This is a genomic window from Methanosarcina sp. DH1, from assembly GCF_020804205.1.
Taxonomy (GTDB): Archaea; Halobacteriota; Methanosarcinia; order Methanosarcinales; family Methanosarcinaceae; genus Methanosarcina; species Methanosarcina vacuolata.
The window spans coordinates 1-18,055 of record NZ_WJBJ01000034.1; the positions used below are offsets into that span (position 1 = coordinate 1).

14 protein-coding genes are annotated in these 18,055 nt (G+C 37.0%); 8 read left to right on the plus strand and 6 right to left on the minus strand.

What is annotated here, in order from left to right:
* Window positions 1-407: 407 nt before the first annotated feature.
* On the plus strand, window positions 408-2,282 hold the full coding sequence (locus tag FXW07_RS17870) for a hypothetical protein (RefSeq protein ID WP_229396910.1): 1,875 nt from the start codon (window positions 408-410) through the stop codon (window positions 2,280-2,282).
* A gap of 668 nt (window positions 2,283-2,950) precedes the next feature.
* Here FXW07_RS17870 and FXW07_RS17875 read toward each other — a convergent pair.
* Window positions 2,951-3,658: a hypothetical protein gene (locus tag FXW07_RS17875; RefSeq protein WP_229396912.1), complete on the minus strand. Its 708-nt coding sequence runs from the start codon at window positions 3,656-3,658 to the stop codon at window positions 2,951-2,953.
* A 641-nt stretch (window positions 3,659-4,299) separates the two neighbouring features.
* Between FXW07_RS17875 and FXW07_RS17880 the strand changes: the two genes are divergently transcribed.
* Window positions 4,300-4,596, plus strand: a complete 297-nt coding sequence (locus FXW07_RS17880) for a nucleotidyltransferase family protein (protein ID WP_229396913.1) — start codon at window positions 4,300-4,302, stop codon at window positions 4,594-4,596.
* A 134-nt stretch (window positions 4,597-4,730) separates the two neighbouring features.
* Here the strand turns inward: FXW07_RS17880 and FXW07_RS17885 are convergent, their stop codons facing one another.
* Genes FXW07_RS17885 through FXW07_RS17895 form a run of 3 tightly spaced genes read right to left on the minus strand, consistent with a single transcriptional unit; the run spans window position 4,731 to window position 5,391 of the window.
* Complete coding sequence (locus FXW07_RS17885) at window positions 4,731-4,958, minus strand: DUF86 domain-containing protein (RefSeq protein ID WP_229396915.1); 228 nt, start codon at window positions 4,956-4,958, stop codon at window positions 4,731-4,733.
* The gene (locus FXW07_RS17890) at window positions 4,901-5,086 is read right to left on the minus strand and encodes a hypothetical protein (protein WP_229396992.1); all 186 of its coding nucleotides are present in this window, start codon (window positions 5,084-5,086) and stop codon (window positions 4,901-4,903) included. The genes FXW07_RS17885 and FXW07_RS17890 overlap by 58 nt, the downstream gene beginning before the upstream one ends.
* Complete coding sequence (locus FXW07_RS17895; protein ID WP_048122730.1) at window positions 5,083-5,391, minus strand: nucleotidyltransferase; 309 nt, start codon at window positions 5,389-5,391, stop codon at window positions 5,083-5,085. The genes FXW07_RS17890 and FXW07_RS17895 overlap by 4 nt, the downstream gene beginning before the upstream one ends.
* A gap of 483 nt (window positions 5,392-5,874) precedes the next feature.
* Here FXW07_RS17895 and FXW07_RS19425 point away from each other — a divergent pair, with 483 nt between their 5' ends.
* Window positions 5,875-5,997 (plus strand): hypothetical protein, encoded by a 123-nt coding sequence (locus FXW07_RS19425; protein WP_255679150.1) that lies wholly within the window; start codon window positions 5,875-5,877, stop codon window positions 5,995-5,997.
* 1,292 nt (window positions 5,998-7,289) lie between these two features.
* Here FXW07_RS19425 and FXW07_RS17900 read toward each other — a convergent pair.
* Window positions 7,290-9,044, minus strand: a complete 1,755-nt coding sequence (locus FXW07_RS17900) for a PKD domain-containing protein (protein ID WP_229396918.1) — start codon at window positions 9,042-9,044, stop codon at window positions 7,290-7,292.
* Window positions 9,045-9,918: 874 nt separating this feature from the next.
* Complete coding sequence (locus tag FXW07_RS17905; RefSeq protein ID WP_229396920.1) at window positions 9,919-13,110, minus strand: PKD domain-containing protein; 3,192 nt, start codon at window positions 13,108-13,110, stop codon at window positions 9,919-9,921.
* Between the two features lie 569 nt (window positions 13,111-13,679).
* Between FXW07_RS17905 and FXW07_RS17910 the strand changes: the two genes are divergently transcribed.
* From FXW07_RS17910 to FXW07_RS17930, 5 genes are all read left to right on the plus strand, one after another.
* On the plus strand, window positions 13,680-14,147 hold the full coding sequence (locus FXW07_RS17910) for a spore germination protein GerW family protein (protein ID WP_229396990.1): 468 nt from the start codon (window positions 13,680-13,682) through the stop codon (window positions 14,145-14,147).
* Window positions 14,148-14,296: 149 nt separating this feature from the next.
* Window positions 14,297-15,232, plus strand: coding sequence for a DUF2953 domain-containing protein (locus tag FXW07_RS17915; protein ID WP_229396922.1), 936 nt, complete (start codon window positions 14,297-14,299; stop codon window positions 15,230-15,232).
* Between the two features lie 56 nt (window positions 15,233-15,288).
* Window positions 15,289-16,254 (plus strand): beta-ribofuranosylaminobenzene 5'-phosphate synthase, encoded by a 966-nt coding sequence (locus FXW07_RS17920; RefSeq protein ID WP_229396924.1) that lies wholly within the window; start codon window positions 15,289-15,291, stop codon window positions 16,252-16,254.
* Entirely contained in the window at window positions 16,251-17,261 is a 1,011-nt protein-coding gene (locus tag FXW07_RS17925; RefSeq protein ID WP_229396926.1) for an NOP5/NOP56 family protein, read from the plus strand. Before FXW07_RS17920 ends, FXW07_RS17925 begins: the two co-directional genes overlap by 4 nt.
* Window positions 17,262-17,942, plus strand: coding sequence for a fibrillarin-like rRNA/tRNA 2'-O-methyltransferase (locus tag FXW07_RS17930; RefSeq protein WP_229396928.1), 681 nt, complete (start codon window positions 17,262-17,264; stop codon window positions 17,940-17,942).
* Window positions 17,943-18,055: the final 113 nt, after the last annotated feature.

Here is an 18,055-nt window from a genome sequence, read left to right on the forward strand (position 1 = left end):
GATTAAATTTGCTCAAGAAACCACAAAAGTCATTTCTGGAATTGTTCAGATTATTTACTCCATTTAAGCTTTAGTAAAAGATATTTTTGAGAGCTGAGTTAAGGATTAAGTAGCGGAGCGTATCGATTTTAGTCAAAAAATTCAGTGAAACAATTAACGGAGTAAAATAATTCTTTGGCATTCCTGCCAAAGAAATCATTTCTCAAGGATTATTACAGTTTATTTGAGCAGTTAGCAGAGAAAAGTGAAGTTTTAAGGACGGAAAAAATGAGAAATCACTAAATTATGAAACTGAGTCGTCCATTACTTAACTTTTAGTAAAGGTGTGTGTTATGGTGCTTTCAATTCAAGATCGTAATAATGTTAAAAGTACCTTTGAGTCAATACTTAGATCTGATTATATTTCATTGGAAAATATTGAACAGTTAGAAAACTTAGAAAAATATTATGTAGATTTTTATAATAATCTCGGAAGCTTATTGCAGAAACAAGATAATTTTATATTAGGTAGAAGAGGTACTGGAAAAACTACTTTATTATATAGAGGATACTACGAATGTTTAAAAACGATTTCTCCAAAAATAAACGCCGATAGTGATTTTTTTAGCAATAAGAAAGTTTTACCTATTTTTATTGATTTAACTACTTGTAATGATCTATTTGTTTCTGATAAAGATGTTAATTTAATGAATATGCATTTCATTAGACATATTATACATTCCCTCAAAAAACAATTTGAAATAATGTTTGACGAAAGGGTCTTAGGTGTTTTCAGAAAAGAAAATCCTACTCTAGACGATTTAGATTATATTGAAAAGGTACTTGTTGAGGGGATTTCTTCAATTCGGGACAGAAGGATTGACGTTGAAAGAAAAGTAGAGTCAAAACAGGGCGCATCGATGTCAACTAAATTAAATTCTATTAATGCGTCATTGAAATCAAAAATTTCTGCAAATTATGGATCCGAAGAACTTTATAAATATAGTGAAATAAAAATTATAAATGTACAAGATTTCTTAGATAAACTTAATGACATTAGAAAAAAGGCTGGAATTGATAGTATTTATATTTTTTTGGATGAATTTTCGGATCTAAATGATGAATCTCAAATAAGTTTATCAAATCTTCTGAAGAATTTTCTCGGTTCTAAAATTGATTTATATTTCAAAATTGGTGCCATAACTGATCGATATAATTTTGGGGACAAAATAATTATCGGTAGAGATATATTTATGATTTCACTGGATTTAAATGAACATGTTGAAATATTTGGTGGAATTGTCCCAGCAACAAAACAATTAGAAAAGTTTCTTGACGTATTACTTACGAAAAGATTAGATACTTTTTGTTCAAATCTGAATTATAATCATATATTCAAAATAAAAAAAGAAGACTTATTGTATCGAGTAACTAGAGAATCATTAGGAGTTCCAAGAACAATTGGTTTAATATTACAAAAAGCTTGGATTCAATGTTCAGCTTCTGGTCATATTGATAATAAAATTGGATTGAATGAAGTTAATTATGGTATTAGAAATGCAAGGAAAAATTACTTTAAGCAGTTTCAAGGCAGCGTAAAAAGTGGTTTAATTCCTGGATATCATATGGACATGTGGAATACTATTTTGGAGAGAGCAATAAAAGAGAAGTCTCGCCGTAAAGATAGACCTGCCAGTCACTTTATGATAGATCCTATAAGAAGCGAATACTTAAAGAAATTATGTGAAAATTTTTTAATTCATTTTCTTGAAGATAGCAGAACATCTAAGTACGGAGGAAAATACTCTCTTTATAGTATCGATTATGATGTTTGTTTAGAGAACAAGATAAAATACGCTGAAAGTAAAGATCAGTTTACGTCAGCTAGATTCATTTATGACGACGTACTTATTAATTATGATCCTTATTTTATAAAGGAAAGAATTAAAAGTTATCAGTGTCCACAATGCGGTACGATTTACGAGGAAAAAGAAGTCGCAAAAGCAAAAGTTAAAAGATGCTTTGAAGATGATTGCATATTAGTTGAGATAATTCATAAAGAAGCTCCTACAACCCAAGGAAATTATACGGAAGTAGAATCAAAAATATTAGGTATGATAACCTCATTAGAAAGTGAGGATGAAGCGATGAGTGCACAAGAAATCGCAGATGCGGTCGGATGCAGTAGGCAAAAAGTTTCATCTTGGAGCTCAAGAGTCTTAGCTAAAAAAGGGATAATAAATATTGTAAAAGTAGATAACAAGAATTATTACTATTCTAATGATTGCCTTATTGATTTATAAGTATGACTTACGCAGTTGAACTGAAAAATCAATAGCATTGGACTGCTAACTGTCTTAAAGTTGATCTTAATCCACAGTCTTTGCCGTAATTGATTTTATTCCTCAACTGCGTAAGTTCTAATTTACATTTCGACCCCCTCCATAAAAACACAACTTAATTTTTTTATTCACATAGTTTATTACTAATTTTGCTCTTACTTCTGTATTAATCACGTATTGTTCACTATGTATCTTTATATATGCCTAAATTTTTAATTTGCTTTCTAAATTTAAACTGGATTTTTTTGAACATTGTGGGATTCAAGTTAAAATCATTGATTTTGTTGAGCATGTGCCCACATCTAATTCAATAAGTTTGTTCAGTTGTTGCAAAAATCACCTTATTTTTGAGGGGGTCGAAATGTAAAATTAAAGATGTTTCTGCCTATATATGTGAAAACCGCGGAGAAGCGTATTTATACTCAAGAAGTTTCAAGGAATATATATATAATTATAAAAAAATTTTATGAGTTCAAACTGCTCTTGCATCCAGTAGCTGCCGGAGAACTAAGTTTTGGTGAAATTTTAGCGTGATTTTGTACGTTTACACAAACTAAATCCTTGTATCCTTTCTTCTTGCCACCTATCGGAGCGCGATCGTAGCTGATGAATTAAAAATTAGTTAGTGTCTATTTTAAAGTCAAAACCCTATCTCGTATAAAATTCAAATATTCTTTTATCTCGTTTTCGGAATATTTCTCAAATTTATCATTATGTGCCGCAGCAGTTCCAATTCCATAATTAGCTCTAAGACTGTTTTCAAAAGGTTGTAGAATAATCCCGCTCTTTTTTAAATTAATAATAAGCTGATCAAATTTTAAACTATAATCAGAATCAGGTAGTTTTACTTTCGTATATTCTCTAACAGCTGTTTCCAAAACAATTCTCCCATAAACAGCAGCAGCATATTTTAAATGAATATCTAAGAACGTATAAGCTTGTTTTAACATATCACTAAAGACGACTAACTCTCTCTCATAAAACAAATCATCTGTCAATCCATTTTCTAGGGCATTCAGTATAGATTCTAGAATTCCAATTTGTGAATGAATCATATATTGCTTATTATGATAGGTATCTGTAATATTGTCTAGCTTTGTAAAATTAGAAGCTTTCATAAAATATTTATAATAAAGGGATTCAGTTCCAAATCTGTTGATCAATAGATTTTCGGCTGAAAGCTGGAAATTTTTTAAATCTTTGTTAAAGAGAGCGTAATTGTTATAAGTATCTCCAGGACTATAGTGTTCGATAGTTAAGCCGCTTATTCGTGAGCCTTGTTTTATTAATCTTAACAGTTCAGCTTTCACTTTATAATCAATATTATTAGAAGACATGAAACACACCATTCAAATATCTTCTTAATACACTTTTACTTTTCTGTTTTTATCGAAACGCTATTCAACGTCGGCTTAATTAACACCACATCAATAGCATGAGGTAGTGTACAGATTTTTTTGTGAATTTGCTTTCAAGTTTATCCATAAGTATCGTGGTAAAACCTTTTTACGTAAAGAGTAAACATTTTAGACTAAATGTTTTTAGCTAAAAAATCCAAAATATAGGTCATCACTATTAGTTAGTTGATGTTATTTTTAAAAGACGTTTAGTGGCGCATCATACCTTTTTACAATTCAGTAAGGTTAATCGCATGCTTGATGCACGAAACATAATACATTTCTAGCACTGGAAAATTAATCACGAAAACATCAACCGCATAATGATGAACGACCAAAATATATCATATTTAATTAAATTCATTTTGCTCCTTATTGCATTTGTTCTTAGTGACTGTCACAAAATAAATTACACAGACTATATATAAAATTCGTCTTTCAATTAATGATATAAATTTCGAAAAATCAAAAAATTTAATCGAGGTCTGTGTATACTTTGTTCTTTGACGACTCCTAAGACAAAAAAGTGGCTCTCTTTCATCAAGATATGTTTAAATTGTAACAAACGAAATTATGCTGATATGGAGAGTGCTTCCCAAAATAAAGAGTTATTCGAAAAAATATCTTCGTTCCTCAAGAAAGAAGGAGCAACAAAAGTAGCTATTTTTGGCTCTTATGCAAGAGGAGAAGAAAGACCGGAAAGTGATATCGATGTTCTTGTAGAGTTTTCCGAAACGAAAGGTCTGCTCACTATGGTTAGAATTGAGAGAGAACTATCGGAGTTTCTTGGAATAAAAGTCGATTTACTAACCGAAGGGTCGATAAGCCCATACCTTATTGAAGGAATTAAAAAAGAAGCAAAAGTAATCTCTGCATGAGGAAAAATGACTCGATTTATCTTCGCCATATCCTCGATTTTTATTTCTGAAATAAGATGAGTAAAACATAAACAGCTTTTACAAACGTAAATTCTAAAAAAGAGTCCTATTGTACCCCATATTAAGAAATTAACTTAATCCTTTTCCGTTTCGTCTAGAATTTTTGTTATTAAAGGCTTTAAAGAAGGAGTGTCTTCAATTGCCGTATCCCAAACAACCTCAAGATCAACACCAAAATAACCATGTACTACTTTGTCTCGAAATCCGGCCACATATCTCCAAGGAACTTCAGGATACTTAATTTTTAGTGAATCCGGCAAATTTTTTGTTGCTTCCCCAATGATCTCAAGAGCTCGTACCACTGCATATATTGTTTTTCATCCTTAGAAAAATCTTCAAAATCAAATCCTTCAATAAAATTTTCTATATTTTCAATTGACTCAAGTATGTCCACTAAAAAATCTATAGGATCTCTTTTCTCTGCTTTCATAGAGTTTTTACCTCATTTAGGATTCGCTTTCCAATATTAGGTTTAAGTGCACTTTTCATTACTAAATCAACTTTTATCCCTAAGAGATCACTTAGATAGTTTTCTAGTTCAATATATTTTAAAAGTCCCGGTTTCTTATCAAATTGTACTAGCACATCAAGGTCGCTATCTTTGGTCTGCTCTCCACGAATATAAGATCCAAAGATCCCAAGATAACTCACACTATATTTTTCTTTTAATTCAGGCAGATGTTGCCTTAATACCTTGATAAAGTACTCTGAATCTCTTAGCTCTTGAGAAAGCATTGTCTATTGAGTCCTCCAAATATTTTACACACAAATAATTGCAAAGCAGTGAATTTGCAATTAAAGAGGATATGCATAGTATATATTTGTCATTTTCTCTAATCGATAGTATACCTACCTTCTTTAAAATAATTTTATTAATATTGTAATAAAAATGTTACTAAGAACTATCGATCAAGATCAGGGAAAGAACATGGTAGTTTTTAGGAAAATCACTTCATTTTCTTGCCTGCTCTCTGTTAGTTCTTGATTTAGTTTTCTACAAGATTGTTCTGCGTACAGAAGTAGTAGTTTGTCAAGCTGATCTGACCTGCCTTAGTAAATTTCCCTCTACCAGGGCCTATGCCACACAGACCAGATGCTCGCCTGCCTTCTTTTGTGATTGGGAAAAACGAAAGAATTATCCTAGTATATCGATTCTCAAATATATACATAACATGAAAATAAATACAGTTTATAACGCAAATATTATTTTAAAGTCACATGGAATTTTGTAACACGGAAAACGCAGTCGGTCACATAGTGATTCGATCTGGATATTACAACCACGGAAAGCACGGAAGAAACACGCCTTTACTACTGATTTCCGTGTCTTCCGTGCTTTAACTACAGACATTATACTAATGTCAAAGCCGGTGAACAATTCCCCATTTTAGCCGGATTAAAATTCTCCAATTTCCAATCCTCAAGAAAGCTTGAGGATTATAAATAATGCTGAAAATGGAGAGTAGTGCCGGTTCAAGAAAAATGCAGTCGTTTTCCCGGAAAACCACTGAAGTTTAGCATATTTCGTCGCCTTCTGTTGTATCATTCACTGGACTTTCGAATGGTTTTGAATCTGCGAAGTCGTTTTGAGATAAACAAAGGGATTTAAACAGCGAAATAATTTTGGGAGAAAACAATGTCAGATTAGAAGCATAGATGTAATAAAGAAAATGAAAAAATTGAAAGAATTAAAGGTGGACATAACCAACTATAAAAACTAAAAGCGGTGTTTATTTCTTCCTTATACTTTATTATACTTTATTAGTTTCATAAATTTGTTAACTTTATTATAGTTTGAGTATCTCCAGGCAAAAAGCTTACAGCTGAAGAACAAAGTTGCTACACAGATAGACATAAACAACAATGCACATACTGAGGTTTGTATTTCAATTGGTGACGTCTTAGTTGCTCCTATTTGCCTTCATATGATATTAAAAACACGTTTATGTAACATCCTTTTTAACATTTTCGGTACGTTTCGATCTTTAAGAATTTTGGACCTATTTTAGTACCTGTACCACCGTTTTAGGCAGTTCGGAAAAAAATGATTCCAAATTCCAATGAGAATGGCTTCCGCTCTCGAATATTCTAATTTTCCTGATTATTTCGGCTCTTAGTTATTTTCTATGGATAAGATGATTTTCAATCCAAGACCGTATTGTTTTTAATGAGTACATTACAAGAATATCCACACAAAACAACGAAGAGCCATTCTTTCTTTCTCTCTGGAAGGGTTGAAGTTTCTGCAGATAATCATTTGCTAGGGGATTTCAACCTCGATTTTCTCCTCTTTTGTTAGCGGGCTATGATGAATGTAATGCCTTTATCTGTAGTAAACCGCAGCGCTGGCTAATCGGGCGCGAGTTCAAAAAATCCCTATTCCTTCTACTCAAGTTTCTCCATGATCTACTCTTCTCCGAATCCTTCACATGTCAAGGCGGGTGAATGATTTCTCATTTTCAATGCAATAGGAATTTCTGTATTTTTGTCATTAAATTATACCGTTAATAGCGATTTTCCAGAGGTTAGAGTTGCAGAGAATTCAGCAACTGGTTTTGTTACAACTATTATACACTTTTCATATACTTTTTATGTAATTTTTATATACTTTTTATATACTTTTTATATACTTTTTATGTAATTTTTATATATCCTGTTTTTGTTACCGTGCTACGTCCTGCAGCATTCTTTACTGTTAAGCTAACAGTATAGGCCCCTGCCTTTGAATACTTATGAGTAGGATTCTGTACGTATGACTTTGATCCATCTCCAAAGTTCCATATCCATCCAGCAGGTATTCCTGTGCTTTTGTCAGTAAATTTAACGTTTAATGGTGCTTTTCCGGATGTAGGAGACCCCGAGAATGAAGCAACTGGTTTTGATATCACTTTTATATATCCTGTTTTTGTTACCGAGCCACGTCCTACAGAATTCTTTACTATTAAGCTAACAGTATAGGTCCCTGCCTTCGAATACTTATGAACCGGATTCTGTATGTATGACTTTGATCCATCTCCAAAGTTCCAGTACCAGAAAGCAGGTATTCCTGTGCTTTTGTCAGTAAATTTAACGTTTAATGGCGCTTTTCCGGAGGTAGGAGATGCAGAGAATGCAGCAACTGGTTTTGATATCACTTTTATATATCCTGTTTTTGTTACCGTGCTACGTCCTGCAGCATTCTTTACTATTAAGCTAACAGTATAGGCTCCTGCTTTCGAATACTTATGAGTCGGATTCTGTATGTATGACTTTGATCCATCTCCAAAGTTCCAGTACCAGTAAGTAGGTGTTCCTGTGCTTTTGTCAGTAAATTTAACGTTTAATGGTGCTTTTCCTGATGTTGGATTAGCAGAAAAGTTTGCCTTAGGGGCTGTCTCCGGTGGTAAGACCTTTTCCATTCCAGGCTTCATATTGCCATCTTTGTCCCATACCCCCCAGTGAGCACCCTGGGGGCCTTCATGAACGCTTTTCCACGTTTCGTCAAATGCTTCAAAGTAAAAATACTGAATGTTATTCTTACGTGCCCATGAGACAGAATCATTAAAGTATCTGGCAGAATTTTCAGGTGATGGCACAGCATTTCCAATCGTGTTTCCTGCGCTGGGCCATCCGGTTTCTGAGACTATTACTGGTTTATTCTTTGCATTCTTAACTAAATTCTTATAGCGACTATCCTGAACTTCCATTGCTTTATCAACGCTGATACCATCCCAGTAGGGGTAACTATTATACATGATAACATCGCACTCATCCATTACCTTAGGGTGATTCAGAAGTTCGCTATATGTATCAGCTGTTGTAACATTAATACCGGCGGGCACTGACTGTTTAACACGCTGGATATATTTAATAAGCTGATCTTCTGAAAGATCATTTCTTAACAGCGTTTCACTACCCACTATAGCTAGATCAACATTACCGGCCTTAGCTTCATCGATCAGGTTACTTATCTGTCTCTCATTGGCCTCAGTATCTCCACTAAGCCATGCGCCAATTGCAGTCTTGAGCCCCATCTCATGAGCCACTGGGCCAGAATACTCCAGACCGTTTTCCGTCCCATAAGTTCGTATCCACTTAGTATATGGTGCTATTATTTTCATACGATTCGTGATTTGATTTTTATCTATCTGAGACCCATAATCTGGACTTTGTCCATCCATATAGGGGCTAAAATTTATTCCATATACCTTATTGATATTCTGTGCTGATCCCAAAAATTGAGTTGAAGATTCAGACTGAGTGTCGTTGCTTTGTTCCTCTGTAAAAGTAAATTGTTCTTCTTCTAATTTCTCGGCAGCTGCCGATACCGTAGAAGAAAAGAGAATTAATACTAAAATTAGAATTGCTGAGACTAAGGCTACTGAGTTCAGTTTTTTGTTAGCTTTCATTTATCCTGTATCTCCATCTTTCATTTATTTTTCATATGAATTATGTTACTAATCTGAACTCTTTGTCAATTTTTAAAATTTTCTCTTTCAATTATTACTTTGTAATAATTTTTAAGTAACACGACTTGATCTAAGAAAGAGTCTGAATGAAGCAAATCAGCGTAGAAACACAGGTATTTCAACACAAAAACGTCAAGCTAAGACAGTGGAAATATCGCATTAGCTAAAATGAGTTAAGAAATAGTGTATCTATTCCAAAGTATGTCAGAAATGAATTTTCTGGAAAACCGTGAAAAATATGTATTTGAGAATCGATGCACTAGTACTGCGATGCCGAGATAGGTTCATAAAATTTGACTTTTGCATAGAGATGAATATTAGAGATGAATATTAGAGATGAATATTAGAGATGAATATTAGAGATGAATATTAGAGATGAATATTAGAGATGAATATTAGAGATGAATATTAGAGATGAAGATTAGAGATGAAGATCATGGATTTTCCAGGAAATAAGGATAGGACTTACGCATTTGAGAAATAGAATCAATTACGTCAAAGACTATGGATTAAAGTCCCGTTTTAAACAGTTAACGGCTTGCTGCGGTTGATTTTTCAGTTCAACCGCGTAAGTCCTAAAGGATTCGATTTTGAAATCGAATCCTAGGATATTCCAGACGAGTATATCCTCTCGCAAGGTTCGATAAATAAGCCCCCACTCCTCTTTACCTTCAGGCATTTTTATCTACTTTTAGATTTCAAGCTCATTTTTAGATACTTGACATCCATACATGACTTTTGTGCTACTGCTTTTTGCATCTTTACCTGAGACTGAAGAGCCACAGGAGATTTACAATCGTTTTCAAAGTTGTGGTCACTTTGCTACTTTTATATAATTTGATTTAGTTTTTGTATCACTTCCTGCTGCATTTGTTGCCGTAAGTTTAACCATGTAAGTTCCTGCAGCTGAATATGTGTGTGTTGGATTCTGTTCTGTTGAAGATGTCCCATCTCCAAAATCCCATTCCCAGGAAGTTGGAGATCCTGTGCTTGTATCCGTAAACGTTGCATCTAGTGGTGCTGCTCCTGAGAGTGGAGATGCCCAGAAATCTGCAACAGGCATTTGTGAAGTTTCGGTCAACGTCTGTGAAGTTTCGGTTAGCGTTTGCGAAGTTTCGGTCAGCGTTTGTGAAGCTCCTGTTACTGTAATGTAATTTGATTTGGTTTTTGTACTATTTCCTGCTTCATTTGTTGCTGTAAGTTTAACCGTGTAAGTTCCWGCAKCTGAATATGTRTGTGTTGGACTCTGTTCTGTTGAATATGTCCCATCTCCAAAATCCCATTCCCATGAMGTTGGAGAYCCTGTGCTTGTATCCGTAAACGTTGCATCTAGTGGTGCWTTTCCTGARAGTTGAGATGCCCAGAAATCTGCAACGGGCATTTGTGAAGTTTCGGTCAACGTCTGTGAAGTTTCGGTCAGCGTTTGTGAAGTTCCTGTTACTGTAATGTAATTTGATTTGGTTTTTGTACTATTTCCTGCTTCATTTGTTGCTGTAAGTTTAACCGTGTAAGTTCCAGCATCTGAATATGTGTGTGTTGGACTCTGTTCTGTTGAATATGTCCCATCTCCAAAATCCCATTCCCATGACGTTGGAGACCCTGTGCTTGTATCCGTAAACGTTGCATCTAGTGGTGCTTTTCCTGAGAGTTGAGATGCCCAGAAATCTGCAACAGGCGTTTGCGAAGTTTCGGTCAGCGTTTGCGAAGTTTCTGGTAGTGTTTGTGAAGTTCCTGTTACTGTAATGTAATTTGATTTGGTTTTCGTACTATTTCCTGCTTCATTTGTTGCTGTAAGTTTAACCGTGTAAGTTCCCGCAGCTGAATATGTGTGTGTTGGACTCTGTTCTGTTGAAGATATACCATCTCCAAAATCCCATTTCCAGGAAGTTGGTGAGCCTGTGCTTGTATCTGTAAACGTTGTATCTAGTGGTGTATTTCCTGAAAGTTGAGATGCCCAGAAATCTGCAATGGGCGTTTGTGACGTTGCTGTTAGTGCTTGTGAAGTTTCTGTCAGCGTTTGTGAAGCTCCTGTTACTGTAATGTAATTTGATTTGGTTTTTGTATTATTTCCTGCTGCATTTGTTGCCGTAAGTTTAACCGTATAAGTTCCTGCAGCTGAATATGTGTGTGTCGGACTCTGTTCTGTTGAATATGTCCCATCTCCAAAATCCCATTCCCATGAAGTTGGAGATCCTGTGCTTGTATCCGTAAATGTTACATTTAGTGGTGCTTTTCCTGAGAGTTGAGATGCCCAGAAATCTGCAACAGGTGTTTGCGAAGTTTCTGTCAGCGTTTGTGACGTTGCTGTTACTGTAATATAATCTGGTTTTGTTACAGTGTTACTTCCTGCTGTATTTGTTGCTGTAAGTTTAACCGTGTAAGTTCCTGCAGCTGAATATGTATGTGTCGGACTCTGTTCTGTTGAATATGTCCCATCTCCAAAATCCCATTTCCAGGAAGTTGGTGAGCCTGTACTATTATCAGTAAAGTCAACGGTTAGTGGGGTCTTTCCTGAAGTTGGAGATGCAGAAAGTGCAGCAGTAGGAGTTGAAGATGCAAAAAGTGCAGCCGTCGAAGTTTGCGAAGTTCCTGTCACTTTTATATATCCTGTTTTTGTTACCGTGCTACGTCCTGCAGCATTCTTTGCTATTAAGCTAACAGTATAGGTCCCTGCCTTCGAATACTTATGAACCGGATTCTGGAGGTATGACTTTGATCCATCTCCAAAGTTCCAGTACCATGAAGCAGGTATTCCTGTGCTTTTGTCCGTAAATTTAACGTTTAATGGCGCTTTTCCGGAGGTAGGAGATCCAGAGAATGCAGCAACTGGTTTTGATATCACTTTTATATATCCTGTTTTTGTTACCGTGCTACGTCCTGCCGCATTCTTTACTATTAAGCTAACATTATAGGCCCCTGCCTTCGAATATTTATGAGTCGGATTCTGGAGGTATGATTTTGATCCATCTCCAAAGTTCCAGTACCAGAAAGTTGGGGAGCCAGTGCTTTTGTCAGTAAATTTAACGTTTAATGGTGCTTTTTCGGATGTAGGAGATGCAGAAAATGCAGCAACCGGCTTTGTCGACTTGGGCTTATAGACAACTAGAGGAAGATTGTCAGAATATATGCTGCCTGCTATGTTTTTATATGCAGAATCGGAAATTCCATCTCTATCGTTATCTACTGCAGTATTGGAAAATCCTGTACCATTGGGTTTTCCCCAGAAGTTGCCTCCTATGTAAGGGCCGCCCACAATATTAGTACCTGCGGTTTTTTTAGTGTTATAGGAATTTCCGATTCCGTTTTTAATAGTCATATTGGTGTCATTGAAATAATTGTTGTAGATCTTGTTTGTGTCACTTTTGCCACAGATATAAAACCCATAAATATTGTTGTTTTGAACGGTGTTGCCTGAGAGTGTGTTACCGTCAGAGTTGCCAATATGAATGCCACGACCATTATTAAGGGCCGTATTTCCTGAAATGGTATTGTCTGTAGCAGTCCCAAGTACAATTCCATATTGTAGATTATTTGTAGCCGTGTTCTTTGACAGCTTGTCCCCTTTAGAACGCAGGAGATAGATTCCATAACAATTGCTCAAAAGTTTGTTATTCTCGATTACGCAGTTACTGCATGAAGATAGACAGATTCCTGAATAGCCGGATCGGGTTGCTCCTACAGCCTTAAGTCCAGATATCTTTATGTTGTCTCCCTGCAGGAGGAACACATTAGCCCCTGAACTTTTGGCTTTAATCATTGTGTTATCAGGATTTCCTGATTTTGACCGGATTGTAAGATCATTTTTAGTTACTATGATATTTTCAATATAAGTTCCGGGATTTATAGTAATTATATCGCCCGAAGACGAACTATTTACAGCAGTTTGAATAGAATCCCCTGGCTGCACTATAATCTCAGTCGCAGCTCCAAGACTTGATATTAATGCTAATATGAAAATAGCTACTAACAAAGTGTTTAATTTTTTTATTTTAATTCCTCCGTCCATTAAAAGAAGCTTAGGGTGAAACTTTCATTGTAAATAAGTGGAGTTTACACTGAATACCTACATAAATGCGCGAATGAAAAAGTGTTTTCTTATTCAAAGAATTTGTTCATCTTTTATAAGACTCCTTATGTAAATTCCATTAATTGAGCTGGAATTCAAATAATAGAATATAAATATACTGTATTTATGTTAAATTGAATAAATCAAAAATTTAAAAATATTGCCTATGTAATTTATATGTATTGGGATAATCCATGTCACTTAACTTAATAGAATATCTTATTTTATATTGACTTATTTTCATTAATCAAAAAATAAAGATCAAGTATTCATTACATTCAAAAAAGGGATGATTAAACTTAAGTTGCCCACGTAAAAGAACAATAGCCTTTGAAAACGATAAAAATAAGTTGGTCCCTGAAATTAAAACGGGGTTTTAATTCTCAGGTGCAGAATTACTCAAATATGATTAAGCCCAAATTTAATGTATCTAAAATTAGATTAAATATAAAAAATGAAAAACTTTATCATCGCAATATATGAAACGATATACAAAAGGGGATGAAAAATTGGGTGTAGAAGCCACTATTAAAGAAATTGCAGGTGAACTTGAAAGAATTGCGACTACAAAAACCGTAGTGGGAGACCCGATTACTGCTGCTGGGAAAACAATTATTCCAATTTCAAGGATTGTAATGGGTTTTGGAGCAGGTGGAGGAGAAGGCAAGAAAGACACTGAGTCGGGATATGGCGGAGGTGGAGGGGCAGGCGCAAAGATAGAGCCTGTGGCATTTATTATGCTTTCTGAAGAAGAAGCTAGAATCTTCCGGCTCTCTGAGCGAAGCGATGCAGGGTCAATCCTTAGCTCAATTCCTGATCTTGTGCCTGAGATTATGGACAAGCTCAAAGGCATGAGAGGCAAGAACAAAAAAGAAGAAAAATTACAGGAACAGGAAGTTAAAGGAACAGAAACTCCGGAAAAGGAAACTGTAGAAAGAACCGAAGTCAAGATTGAAGAAGAGGGATGTTCCCACTAAAGTTTCCATCGAATTTCTGGAACTAAAACCTATATCAGGGACCTTCCAGGGAATGGAATAAGTATGGTTTTTCAGGATAGTCAGGACTATCCTCTTCTCCATAACCTATCAATATGCTGGTAATCACTGTTCTTCTGCTGGTTTTTCTGTTGATTTTATTTGTACTTTTTACAGCAATAGGTCTCACTTTCAAGCTTAAGGTCCTGAGTCTCGAAGAAAAGAAAGAACTTAGAGGCGTATTCACTGTAAAATGGCTGCTATTTTCCCATACCTTCTCCATAGAGGAACCTGGAGAAAGTGAAAGTTTTCCTGAAGAACCGAAGAAATCGGATGAAGACAAAACAGTAAAAGGGAAACAAAGTGAGATCGATCTGAGTAACACAGAAAAAGTACGAGTCACTATAGAACCACAGGATAAGGCTGAAGTGAAGAAAAAAAGGGAGGTTGAAGAAAAAGAGGTCGAAGAGAAGAGAATAGAAATAGATGAGGGTGAAGAAAAAAGAATAGAAGATAGTGAGGGAAGAGAAAAACTCTCAGAAGTAGGGAAGAGAAAGGAAAAACTCTCAGAAGTAGGGGAGAGAAAAGAAAAACTAACAGAAGGGAGCGAGAAGAAAGAAAAATGGGGTATAATTTCAAAGATAAGAGGGAAGAAGAAGCCCGAGATTGAAGAAGCTCCAGAAGAAATGACCCCCAGAGAAATGCTTCACTGGGGCCTGGAAGCATTCAGATCTCTCAGAAAACCTCTATTTCGTCTATTTTCCGATTTGCTTAATGGGATAAAAATTAAACGTCTGGAATCTAATGTGACATTTGGCCTTTCCGATCCAGCAGACACTGGCATGCTCTGTGGGCTTTTACATTCTGTTGCGGGACTGGCCTACAGCCGATGCAGGCACTGCAGTTTTTCCATTAACCCTGTGTTCATGAATCCGATGATGGATTTCAGGGGGGATGTTGAAATCCGTGTAAGGGTATATTCCCTGATTTTTCCAATGCTTAAATTCATGTTTAACAGGAAAACTTTATCTTTTACTTATTCGATTATTAAGGAAAAACTTTGGGGGAAACGAAAGTTTAGCTCCTGAGCTAACGGAAGTTTAATTCCTAAGCTTTATGAATAGGTAACGAGGTACATATAGACATGATTAAAGTAGTGACTCCATCCCGACTTCATCTTACCCTGATAGACCTCAATGCAGAGATAGGCAGGGTCGATGGGGGAGCGGGAATCACCCTGGAATATCCCGGCCTGGAAATTTCTGCAAGTGAAGCTGAGAATATAGAGATCATCGGCAATCCTCTTCTAGCAAGTAAAATGCAAAAAGCTGTACAGGCCCTTCTTCCAACAGGAGAAGGAATAAAGCTACATATTAAAGATAGTCTTCCTGATCATGTGGGGCTTGGTTCCGGGACACAGGCCGCCCTGTCGGCAGCAGTAGCCGTAAACAAAATTTATGGATTGGGAAAAAGCGTTAGGGAACTTGCAGTCGTGGTCGGCAGGGGGGGCACATCCGGGATAGGAGTTGCTGCTTTTGAAAATGGTGGCTTTATTCTGGATGGAGGACATAAGTTCAAGGATAAAGGTGCATTTTCTCCTTCTTCAGCCAGCCATGTACCTCCTGGTCCTGTCCTTTTCAGAAGAGACTTTCCTGACTGGTCCATAGTCCTTGCAATTCCTGAAGGTAAAGGGGCTCACGATGCCGAAGAAGTGGATATTTTCAAGAAGTATTGTCCAGTTCCCCTTGCCGAAGTTCAGGAAATTTCCCACGTAATCCTCATGCAGATGCTTCCTGCACTTGTCGAGGAAGACCTGGAAAGTTTTGGCAAGGCAATTAACCACATCCAGACTGTAGGTTTTAAGAAAAGGGAAGTCGGACTTCAGTCACAGCCTGTTCTGGATATCATGAATTACATGCGTGACAACGGCGCAAGTGGATCAGGTATCAGTTCTTTCGGGCCGGTAGTTTACGGCATTGTCGGAAGCGTCGAGGAAGGCAAAAGACTCCAGCAAGAAACCCAGCGCATGCTTGACGAGTCCCTTGGTGGAAGAGTTTTACTCACAAAGGGAAGAAACAGGGGCGCGGACATCTCAGAGGGTCCGGATTGAAAATCAATACCTGGTTTGGAACTATTGAAACCGACAGAGATGGAGAAATTCTGGGGTCTAGACTTCTTTCAAAAGACATCCGGGAGCTTGCCCTCCATTCTCTAGATCTAAGAAACAGCAGGTCAGATCTTCCTCCTGAAGGCTTTGACCTCAAAGCTGCAGCTATCAGGTCCGGGTTTGCAGAATCCACTGCCGAATATTACTCCCTTTTACATGAAGTTACTCTGGAGGCGGCAAAACTTCAGGTCTCAGGTGCTCTTACTCCTGACCAGCGGATTATTCAGGCTGTAGAGGCTCTGGACGATATAAATGAAACCACAAATGCCCTGTCTGAAAGGCTTTCTGAATGGTACGGAGGTTATTTCCCGGAAAGCGGGTTAGGTGGAGAAGACCTTGCACTTTTTATTGTAAAATATGGTTCCCGTAAAAATGTCGGCTCTGAAGACCCGCTTTATTCGAAAGCCATAAACTCAATGGGTGCAAAACTTGAACCTGCGGATGAAGCACTCCTTAGAGGTTTTGCAGAAAACGTGTGCAGTCTCTATGAACAGCGGAGACAGATCGAGGTTTACATTGAGAACAGCATGGAACTGGTTGCACCCAACCTGAAGCTTATTGCAGGCCCAATGCTTGGAGCAAGGTTAATAAGTCTTGCAGGAAACCTCGAAAAACTTGCTGAGTTTCCCTCCAGCACCATTCAGGTTATAGGAGCCAGCAAGGCGCTTTTCAAACATCTTAGGGCTCGGGCTCCGTCTCCAAAGCATGGGATCATCTACAGTCACCCTCTGATAAATACTGCGCCCTGGTGGGTAAGGGGAAAGGTAGCAAGAGCTGTTGCATCAAAGCTTTCCCTTGCTGTGCGCATTGATTTTTATTCAGGAGAAAAAGATCCCTCTCTTATGGAAAAACTTGAAGCGAAAGTCCTACAGATCAGGACTTTGAACCCCAGGCCTCCGCAAAAAAAGCAGGAAAGCGGAGCAAAGCCAAAGAGAAGGAGGAGGAAGTAAATGCCTGAAGTCAAAAGGCTATCGGATGGGATCTTTGAAGTTATAAAAGACAAAAGACAGCTTGCTACAAAGAACCTTGACCCTGGAAAAACCGTTTATGGAGAAAAACTGATTACGGTTGAAGGAGTTGAATACCGGACCTGGGACCCTCGGAGGAGCAAGCTTGGAGCCATGGTCCTGAAAAAATTCGATATTCCACTAAAGGAAGATTCGAAGGTTCTCTACTTAGGTGCAGCTTCAGGTACAACGGTCAGCCATGTTTCGGATATTGTTTCGGAAGGTGCAGTTTACGCCGTTGAATTTGCCCCACGGAGCATGCGAGATCTTATAGGGCTTGCATCAAGGAGGATAAATATCCACCCGATTATGGCTGATGCGGGAAAGCCTGACAGTTACTCCCATCTCGTTGAGCCTGTGGACCTTATTTTTCAGGATGTTGCACAGCCCAACCAGGCCGAAATTGCTGCAAGGAATGCAGTATGTTTTTTAAAAAAGGATGGATATCTCCTTCTTTCCATTAAAGCGCGTAGTATAGACACCGCAGCAAAACCAAAAGAGATATTTAAGGCAGAGGTAAAGAAACTTGAACAGGCTTTTGAGCCCAGGTTTGAGGTTCTTAATGCAAAGGACCTGATGCCCTATCACGAAGACCATCTTGGAGTTCTGGCGAAGTTGAGGTGAAACGCCCGTTTTTCAAGAGTTTTTGGGTTTTTTCAGGAGAAATATAAGAAAAGTATCATATTTCAGTGGACTTTTCAAATCCTAAAGATTTCATGAGTAGAGATTTTGCAAGC

What these genes read in the sequence shown, in the direction of transcription:
- FXW07_RS17875 (WP_229396912.1), bottom strand. Translation starts at nt 3,658, where the DNA reads ATGTCTTCTAATAATATTGATTATAAAGTGAAAGCTGAACTGTTAAGA.
- FXW07_RS17880 (WP_229396913.1), top strand. Translation starts at nt 4,300, where the DNA reads ATGGAGAGTGCTTCCCAAAATAAAGAGTTATTCGAAAAAATATCTTCG.
- FXW07_RS17890 (WP_229396992.1), bottom strand. Translation starts at nt 5,086, where the DNA reads ATGAAAGCAGAGAAAAGAGATCCTATAGATTTTTTAGTGGACATACTT.
- FXW07_RS17895 (WP_048122730.1), bottom strand. Translation starts at nt 5,391, where the DNA reads ATGCTTTCTCAAGAGCTAAGAGATTCAGAGTACTTTATCAAGGTATTA.
- FXW07_RS19425 (WP_255679150.1), top strand. Translation starts at nt 5,875, where the DNA reads ATGGAATTTTGTAACACGGAAAACGCAGTCGGTCACATAGTGATTCGA.
- FXW07_RS17900 (WP_229396918.1), bottom strand. Translation starts at nt 9,044, where the DNA reads ATGAAAGCTAACAAAAAACTGAACTCAGTAGCCTTAGTCTCAGCAATT.
- FXW07_RS17920 (WP_229396924.1), top strand. Translation starts at nt 15,289, where the DNA reads ATGATTAAAGTAGTGACTCCATCCCGACTTCATCTTACCCTGATAGAC.
- FXW07_RS17930 (WP_229396928.1), top strand. Translation starts at nt 17,262, where the DNA reads ATGCCTGAAGTCAAAAGGCTATCGGATGGGATCTTTGAAGTTATAAAA.